General features: G+C 70.4%; 7 protein-coding genes. 2 read left to right on the top strand and 5 right to left on the bottom strand.

Going from position 1 to position 8,098, the window contains the following annotated elements:
* Positions 1-459: 459 nt before the first annotated feature.
* Positions 460-858 (top strand): PRC-barrel domain-containing protein, encoded by a 399-nt coding sequence (locus tag ACZ4FV_RS38170; protein WP_465325159.1) that lies wholly within the window; start codon positions 460-462, stop codon positions 856-858.
* 356 nt (positions 859-1,214) lie between these two features.
* Here the strand turns inward: ACZ4FV_RS38170 and ACZ4FV_RS38165 are convergent, their stop codons facing one another.
* Positions 1,215-2,474 carry a PP2C family protein-serine/threonine phosphatase gene (locus tag ACZ4FV_RS38165; RefSeq protein WP_395859945.1) on the bottom strand — a complete coding sequence of 420 codons (1,260 nt, stop codon included), beginning with the start codon at positions 2,472-2,474 and terminating at the stop codon, positions 1,215-1,217.
* A 244-nt stretch (positions 2,475-2,718) separates the two neighbouring features.
* Between ACZ4FV_RS38165 and ACZ4FV_RS38160 the strand changes: the two genes are divergently transcribed.
* On the top strand, positions 2,719-3,135 hold the full coding sequence (locus ACZ4FV_RS38160) for a MarR family transcriptional regulator (protein ID WP_395860938.1): 417 nt from the start codon (positions 2,719-2,721) through the stop codon (positions 3,133-3,135).
* Between the two features lie 641 nt (positions 3,136-3,776).
* Here ACZ4FV_RS38160 and ACZ4FV_RS38155 read toward each other — a convergent pair.
* From ACZ4FV_RS38155 to ACZ4FV_RS38140, 4 genes are all read right to left on the bottom strand, one after another.
* Entirely contained in the window at positions 3,777-4,199 is a 423-nt protein-coding gene (locus ACZ4FV_RS38155) for an STAS domain-containing protein (RefSeq protein ID WP_395859946.1), read from the bottom strand.
* Positions 4,196-5,278: a cobalamin B12-binding domain-containing protein gene (locus ACZ4FV_RS38150; RefSeq protein ID WP_402239666.1), complete on the bottom strand. Its 1,083-nt coding sequence runs from the start codon at positions 5,276-5,278 to the stop codon at positions 4,196-4,198. The genes ACZ4FV_RS38155 and ACZ4FV_RS38150 overlap by 4 nt, the downstream gene beginning before the upstream one ends.
* The gene (locus tag ACZ4FV_RS38145) at positions 5,278-6,951 is read right to left on the bottom strand and encodes a PP2C family protein-serine/threonine phosphatase (RefSeq protein ID WP_465325157.1); all 1,674 of its coding nucleotides are present in this window, start codon (positions 6,949-6,951) and stop codon (positions 5,278-5,280) included. Before ACZ4FV_RS38145 ends, ACZ4FV_RS38150 begins: the two co-directional genes overlap by 1 nt.
* Positions 6,952-7,268: 317 nt before the next feature.
* Positions 7,269-7,976: an L-2-amino-thiazoline-4-carboxylic acid hydrolase gene (locus ACZ4FV_RS38140; RefSeq protein ID WP_465325155.1), complete on the bottom strand. Its 708-nt coding sequence runs from the start codon at positions 7,974-7,976 to the stop codon at positions 7,269-7,271.
* Between the last annotated feature and the right edge of the window lie 122 nt (positions 7,977-8,098).

Raw genomic sequence — 8,098 nt, 5'->3', positions numbered from 1 at the left:
GCAGGACTACCAGCAGGGGAATCATTGTTTTACCTCCGACCCGCTTGTGCCCCACCCATTCGGGCGCATGCCTGAAAAGATGGCGGTTTACCGGGGTGTTTCCGGGACAGGATTCGGCGCCGTTTCCACCATTCCCACCGTTCCCTCGAAGCCCTTTCGCCGCGGTTTCCCTGTTTCCCTCGCGACTGCCAGGGCCGGAACCAGCGCCCGTCGGGCTCGTCGGGCATGGGTGCGAGTGGGTGGGCGATGGGATCGCGAGCGTGTTCACTCCGAAAGCGGCCGCGCCCATGACGTCGCGCATCGGCCCGGCACGGACCGTGGTCCACGCGTCCTGAGCGTCGGGGTGGGTGTGCGACCGGATCGACGGGGCAGGCGCGGCTCGAACCATTCGAGACGACGGCTCCCGCCGTGGCAATCCGCCTGCGGTGAAGGAGTTCGTCAGGAGTTGAGGAGTTCCCTGTGAGCACCGGCGACAACGTGTGGGGTCACCGTCCCGAGTCCGGCTACACCGCGGGGACGAGCCTGGCCGGATACAAGGTCGAAGCCACCGACGGCCACATCGGCAAGGTCGACAAGCACAACGACGACGTCGACGCGTCCTACCTGGTGGTCGACACGGGTGTGTGGATCTTCGGCAAGCACGTCCTGCTCCCCGCGGGCACGATCGCGAGCATCGACACCGAGAACAAGGTCGTCCACGTCTCGCGCACCAAGGAAGAGATCAAGAACTCCCCCGAGTTCGACAAGGACAAGCACCTCGACGACCACGACCACCGCAGCCGCACCGGCGACTACTACGGCAACACGACACCGGGTACTCCCGGCGCCCCCGGCGCCGGCCCCGCAGGCACGTTGTAGTCCACGCGCAGACCCGACGATGGGTGGCGCTCCCTCGGCAACCAGGCCGGCGGAGCGCCACCGGCGCGAGGGCACACGACGGCAAAATCCCACCATCGTGTGCACGACGGCTTCGCCGATCGGCACTCTTTGATCGTCGCGCGGGTCGAGAGGCGTTCGGCGGCCTGCGTCGTGTTGCGGCCCCGCTTCGAGACAGTGACCGAGGAGGGATCGAGATTCAGGCCCATCCCGCCTCCACACGGTGGAGACCGCCGCCTCCCGGCTGCGCGACCTGGGCGAACGTTCGGCGGTCCCCTTGCTCCCGGCCCGCGACGCCGTCACACCCGGCAGTCACGCCCGAGCGTCGCGCCGCGCCGTCACCGCGGAGCGTGCGGTGGGGCGGGGAAGGTGGCGGAGTGGGTGTCGTGCCGTTCGGGGTCGGCGGACGACGCGTGGTCGGGGGCGGTGGGTCTGCCGTACCAGTCCAGGCAGACGACCAGGGCGTCGTCGTCGGGGACGGGGCGTCCGCGGTGGCCGGTGAGTTCGCGCAGGACCGCGCGAGGCATCTCGGCGGGCGGCAGCAGCCGGGTGGCGCTGATCGACCGGGCCAGCGCACGTTCGCCGTAGGCCTCGCCGGCCGGCGAGGCGACCGCGTGGACGCCGTCGCTGACGAACACGAGACGGTCCCCGGGCCGGACGTGGAATTCCTGCGCCGTGTAGTCGGTCTCCTCGAACATGCCCAGGGGCAGTTGCGCGTCGAAGTCGATCGGGGTCACCGTTCCCTCGCGCAGGAGCAGCAGGCGCGGGGAGCCGGCGTCGACCACCTGGACCCGTCCGGTGGCCAGTTCGAAGTCCAGCAGCAGGACGGACAGGTACGCGTCGCCGCGGTGCTGGGCGTAGACCGCCTGGTCGGCGAGGGCCGCCTGGTCGGCAAGGGGGATGCCGGCGCGTCGGGCGTTGCGCAGGGCGTTGATCGTCAGGCTGCTGAGCAGGGCGGCGTCGATGCCCTCGCCCATGCCGTTGGTCACCGTCAGGACGAGGTGGTCGGCGCCGGCGGACCAGTCGAAGTTGTCGCCGTGGACGGCGTAGGCGGGCTCGAGCTGGGCGCCGATGGCGTATTCGTCGCGGCTGCAGGCTCGCCCGGGCAGGAGTTCCCACTGCATTTCGGCCGCCAGGGTCAGGCGGTCCTTGCGCCGGGCCCGGCGGTAGAGGTCGGTGTCGCGTTCGGCGACGGTCACCGCGTGAGCGAGCATCTCGGCGATGTCGGCGAGTTCGGTGGGGATCGCCGGCGAACAGGCGTCGGTCGGAAGGGTGACGGTGAGGACACCGAGGCGGTCGCCGCGTACGGTCACCGGGAGGTGGACGACCGTGGCTTCCGCGTATTCCTCGCGTGCGGGCTCCTGCGCGCCGAAGACCCGGCCCTGAGGGCTGTTGTCGATGGAGAGGGGTTCGGCGAGGGGTTCGGTGGCGGGCGGGAGCGCGGACACCGGAAGCAGGGCGGTCAGGCTGTAGTCGGCCATCAGCAGCTCGACGGATCCTGCCCGGTAGTGCCGCGTCAGCACGCCGCGGATGGCGTCGAGCAGTCCATGCGGGGGCGCGGCGCGCAACGCGCGCTCGGCTTCCTCGTATGCATTCACAGTATGTCTTCAGCCGTTCTCTGCGGGTGCGGCAAGGAGCACCCTTGTGGCGTGTCTGCGGAACGGCCCGGACCGCCTGTCGGATCAACCGCTTTTATAGCGTCTATTGTGGTGACGGCACGGCCGTCGGACCGACGGCCGTTTCGGGCGTCAGAGTAAGGCGGTGAGCGGGGTTACCTCCTCTCGACACGACCATTCGGACGAGACGGCGCGCGTTGCGACCGCGGCGGCCGAGTTGCTCGAGATGCTGCTGGGGCGCGCGTCCACGGCGCCCGTTTCTCCGTCACAGCTACGCGCGCTGTTCCTGCTGGAGCAGCACGAGGGCATCAACCTGCGCACGTTGGCCGACGGCTTGCGGTCGACGCCCTCCTCGACGAGTCGCCTGTGTGACCGCCTGCAGGCCGTGGGCTTCGTCGAGCGCCTGCCCAGCGCCAACAGCCGTCGTGAACTGCAGTTGCGGCTGAGCGGGCGGGGCTGTGCCTTCCTGGCGGATCTGCGGGCCCGCCGCGAGCGGGAACTGGCGGTCGTCACGGCGCGCATGTCGGGCGAATCGCGGGCGATGTTGCTGAAGGGGCTCGAATCCCTGCGCAACGCCGCCGTTCCTGTCATGGACGAGGCGGCGGACAACCCATCGCTCGCCCGGCGAGCGCGAACCGCCTGAGGCGACCGACCACCTCGCGCGGCCTGCGCGACGTGCCCCCTCCACCGTGTGCGGGGAGTGCCGAGCACGTCGGGCGCACACGTCCCGACCGGATGCCGGCCGATGCCGATCTCCCATGACGACCCCCCTCCGTCGGACGAGCGAGCAATGACGCCCGGCCGCAGGCAAACGGCTCGGACGACGACATCAATGTCATTCCCTGACGTCGACGGCTGTGCCCTGCCCCCCGGCGTCCCGACGCGAAGCGTATCGAATTATTGATCGATGACAAATGTTGCGGGTGGACATGCGTCACGGTTCGGTACGCGTGATCCGCCGCCGAACGCGCGAGCACGGACGGCTGCGCGCGCCGAGTCGACCACGACTCCCCCGCGCACTGGTCCGATCGGAAGGCCACGAAGCTGAATCCGGCCTACTGGCCTACCGGGCGGAGGAGTTGACGCGGCGCCTCGGCGGGCCGAAGTTGCACGACGGGTGCCTTGGCCTGGTTCGACCCGCGCCGGTACGGGTGGCGGGCGGGCGGTGGTGTCGCGGTTCGGTGGGATGGGGGGGTGGGCCTCCCAGCCTCTCCGTGTGCGCCGAGGCTCGAGCCCCCTGCGTATGCAAGGGGGCTCGAGCCCACCGCGTTCGGGCGCCGGCCTTCAGCGGGAGGAGGCGGACTCGCCGCCGCTGTTCCCTCCCGCCGCGCAGCCGTGACCATCGTTGTCGGCGTCGGTGCGCCCGGTGAGGTATCCCTTGACACCGGTGACATCGAGCAAGCGGGTCAGCTGCGCGGGTGGCCGATGCAGGTGCAGGGCGATTCCGGCGGAATGTGTGCGACGACGCAGGCCGATCAGAGCGGACAGTCCGCCGGAGTCGATGGCGGTCAGACCTTCCCAGTCCAGGTGCAGATGACACAGGGCCGGGCCGTGCCGCTCCAGATGCGTGTCCAGCACCGCGTTCACCCGCTGGGTGAACGCGTCGATGGTGTCGTATTCGAGGTCTCCCCGGATCGCCAGGCGCAGCGACTGTGTGTCGCCGGCCTGAATGTCGACGGAGAGCTCGACTGGCACGTAGGAGCTCATGCGATTCCTGGGCCGGAGTGGGCGGGCGCCGTGGGCAGGGTGTCGGTTGCGATGCCGAGGAAGGTGAGGGCGCGGGGAAAATCCCGCAGTTGCCCGGCGAGGACGTCCAAACCCATGCGCAAGCCCGCGGCGGGCACGTGGCGGGCGGCGAGAATGTCCGCGGTCCAGGTGACGAACGAGGTGAACAGCGCGACGTCGTCGACGTAGAGCGCCGTGGCGAGGAAGTCCACGATGTGGGCGAGATCCTCGGCGGTTCGTTCGCGCTGGGCCGCGCTGTACGTACGCATGCCGGGCCAACGCTCGTCCAGGGCGACCAGACACTGCCGCACCAGGGCGGTGCGGCCGGTCCTGACGAGGGTGTATTCCTGATCGGCGAGATGGGGCAGGTCGTCGATCTCGTGTCGCCGACCCGGGCGATGGCCGGCGACACCCTGGGCCAGATGGTCGGCGGCTCGTCGCGCGTCGGGGGCCCAGGCGTCGGCTCGAAGAAGACGGGCGTAGCGGCCGTCCTCGCCGAAGGCGGCGCCGCCGACCATGACCGGGATGCCGAGCGACTGCACGGCGGTCACCGCCTGGTGCGCGGTGGGCAGGTGGGTGGGCAGCGACGCCGACAGCAGCACGGCTGCCGGGTTGGTCTGGTGCACATGCGCGATCAGGTGCGGAGTCGGGGTATGGGCGCCCAGGAAGTCCACCCGCCAGCCGCGCCGGGTGAGGATCTCGGCCAGCAGCCGGGCGGGCAGGGAGTGCCATTCGCCATCCACACAGGCCACCGTGATCCGCCCCCGCGTCTGCGCGAGGGGCGGCGCCGGATGGTGGTGGGCGAGGGCGGCGATGACCCGGTCGGTGATCGCGGTGGCCGCGTGTTCCTCGGCCACACTGATCCGGTCCGCGGCCCATTCGACCCCGATGCGGTGTTGCACGCCCGCCACGACGTCCAGCAGGAGGCTCTCTCCGTCGGCCCCGGCATCGGCCGCCGCGGCGACCAGCCGCATCGCGCCGGGCTCGTCCCTGCCGATCACAGCCGTCCACAGGCGCTCCGAAAGCCCGGAGAGCGGGCATTGCTCCGAGACGTCGGCCATCACGGCTCCCGCCGTTGCGACTCGCGGCTCCCGTGCCCGACCTCGTGGAACTCGTCGTGGGCGCCGGCCGGGTTGGTGATCGCCAGCGTGGCCATGTCGTCGTGACGACCGCCTCCCAACCACTGCGCCGCCAGCATCTGTACCCGCTCCACCACGGCCTCCGCCGGCATCCGCGCACACTCCCGCAAAGCCTCCTGCAACCTCTCCTCACCGTAGAGCTGGTCGCCCAGCGGCCCGCCGCGGGCCTCGGTGATCCCGTCCGTGTACAGCAGGCAGGTTTCGCCCGGTTCCAGAACCACATCCACGCTCCGCGCCCGGACCTCGGGCAGGGCTCCCACGAGTGTGCCGCCGGTGGCGGCTTCCTCCACCCGACCGTCGGCCCGGACGATCAGCGGCGGCAGATGTCCGGCGCTCGTCAGTCGCAGCAGCACCTGCCCCGAACTCCGCCGGACGGAAGCCAGCACCAGGGTCGCGAACCGGGTGTGGTGGGAGTTCATCAGCGCGTCGTTGAGGAGGACGAGGACCTGCTGGTGGTCACCGGACAGCGGCAACAGCGCGTGCAGGACGCTGCGGATCTTTCCGGTCAGGACGGCGGCTTCCAGACCTTTGCCCGCCACGTCGCCCAAGACGACGAAGGTCTCCTTGGACGCGTCCGCACCGGGATGGACGTCATAGAAGTCACCGCCGACACGCTCGTGGTCCTGTGACGCCCGATAGACGCCGGCGTACTCCACGCCGTACACCCGCTCCAGCCGCGGCGGCAGCAGTTCCCGCAGCAGCGTGGCCGTGATCGACGCCTGCTCCGCGTACAGCCGCGCCGCCGACAGCGCGGCACCGGCCCGCGCCGCGAAGAGTCGCGCGAAGACCTCCTCGCCGTCCGTGAACGCCTGGTGCGTGCTGGACCGCAACAGGATCAGCACCCCGGCCGGCACCCCGTGCCCGGGCAGCGGGGTGACGATCACCGATCCGATCACACCGGCGAACCCGGGCGGTACGACCCAGCCGGGGACGTCGTCCGGGTCGATCCACCGCGTCGGCACCGGCGGGAATCCCTGCAACGCCTCCGCCAACCCGGGGACCGTTCGCGCGTCGATGGACACCACCGCCTGCGTGACCTCACCGCCGACCTGCGCGTACGTCAGCGCGTGCCGGCGACCCTGGGCCGGGGCGACGATGACCGCCGCATCGGCGAGGTGATCCGCGGCCATCCGTGCGGTCACCTCCGCGCAGCGCTCGACATTCAGCGACGACAGCAGCGCACCGGAGATCTCCGCGAGCAGCGCGGCTCGCTCACGCTCGCCGCGCAGCGCCTGCTCGGCCCGACGGAGATCGGTATCCTCCACCAGCCACCACACCACATCCCCGTTCTCGACCAGCGAGGGATATGCCTCGAACGTACGGCCGGCGACAGCGCCCGACACGGCCGCCGGTGGCGCCCCGGCCGACGGCAGGCGGTGGTGGGCCTGTGCGAGCCAGTGCGGCAGGCCGCCTGCGGCCAGACCTTCCCCGGCCTCTTCGGCGTGCGCGAACAGGCGGCGCGCGCCTTCGTTGGTTTCGACGATGTCCCCGCCGCCGTCGGCGACGACAACGGGATAGGGGGCGTTGTTCCACGTGGTGCCGACGTGAACGTCACCACCGCGCGGAGTCTTGGGGGTACCCGAAGTACGGATCACAAGCCGGGGAACGCATCGCGCGCACCCCACCACCTCTCTGCCGCTGGAAAATAGTTGTCTTCCTGCAACCGTGTCCTATGCACCGGCTGTATGCAACACCCGACCCAGGTGCTCACAACTCGACTATTCAGTCACATAAGCACTATTTCGCCGCGTGCACTGGGCTCCTTTCCCGCGGACGGTCGGTGCGCGCAACCGAGCCTGTGCCGGCCGTGCTTGCGCGTGACGTGCGTCCGGGAACGGCCGGCGCGCGGGATCGTGCGCCTGTCCCCCGTGGTGGGGACGCCCGGTCTCGGGCGTCCCCGCCACGGGATGGTTCAGTCGAGGTCGGCTTCCTTCTCCCCGACGACGGTGTCGCGGTGGAAGTGGAACGGGCAGTGCGTTCCGCCCAGGCCGATCGTGGTGACGCGTTCGAAGCGGAAGCCGTGGCGGTCCGGATCGATCGCCTCGACCCAGGAACTGTCGAACGCGCACATGGCGGGCGTCAGTTCCGGGGCGGAGTTGGCGACCAGTACGTCGTGGTAAAAGCAGCGGTGCACGTCGAGGAGGTAGCTCCGGCCGTCGTCCACCGGGCGGTCGAAGGTGAACGTGGCGCCGAAGGATTGCTCCTCGCGGGTCTTCGACAGCGCGACCATGGCCGTGAACGGGTCGGGTGCGGCGTCGAGCATCGCGAGAGTTCCCGCCCGGAACGTCTCGTGGAACGGCTCGACGAACGCGGCTCGAACAGCGGCGAGGGCGTCGTCGCGGCCCAGACGCGGCAGCAGCGTGCGATACGCGGCGACCAGCACCAGGGTCAGACGCAGGTTGTGCCGGGACGGCTCGTCGTCGATCAGGTGCGCGTTGGCGGCCATGAGGTCGTCGTGCAACACGCGGATCGCGCCGAGCAGTTCGTCCGGGAGCGACCGCTCGCGAACGGTTCGGGCGATGTGGTCGTGGAACGCGTCGAGGAGAACTGCGGTGTCACGATCGGGATCGGGGACGTAGCCGCCCTCGTCGATCTCGATGTCGTGGTGGTCGGTGGCCATGACGGTCCTTCCGAGACGGGCTCGGTTCCGACGCACGGCACGGCGCCACCGGGGCAGGGCCGGCCGCGCTCGCAACCGGGCGAGCACGGCAGCGCGCTCCACCGACCGACCAGGCGCTGACG

The sequence above is a fragment of the Embleya sp. NPDC025285 genome, from assembly GCF_055558835.1.
The sequence above is the reverse complement of the archived record's forward strand: the minus strand, read 5'-3'. Positions and strand labels throughout refer to the sequence as shown.

Excerpts from the sequence above, each read along its gene's own strand:
- ACZ4FV_RS38160 (WP_395860938.1), top strand. The coding sequence starts at position 2,719 with ATGCTGCTGGGGCGCGCGTCCACGGCGCCCGTTTCTCCGTCACAGCTA.
- ACZ4FV_RS38155 (WP_395859946.1), bottom strand. The coding sequence starts at position 4,199 with ATGAGCTCCTACGTGCCAGTCGAGCTCTCCGTCGACATTCAGGCCGGC.
- ACZ4FV_RS38150 (WP_402239666.1), bottom strand. The coding sequence starts at position 5,278 with ATGGCCGACGTCTCGGAGCAATGCCCGCTCTCCGGGCTTTCGGAGCGC.
- ACZ4FV_RS38140 (WP_465325155.1), bottom strand. The coding sequence starts at position 7,976 with ATGGCCACCGACCACCACGACATCGAGATCGACGAGGGCGGCTACGTC.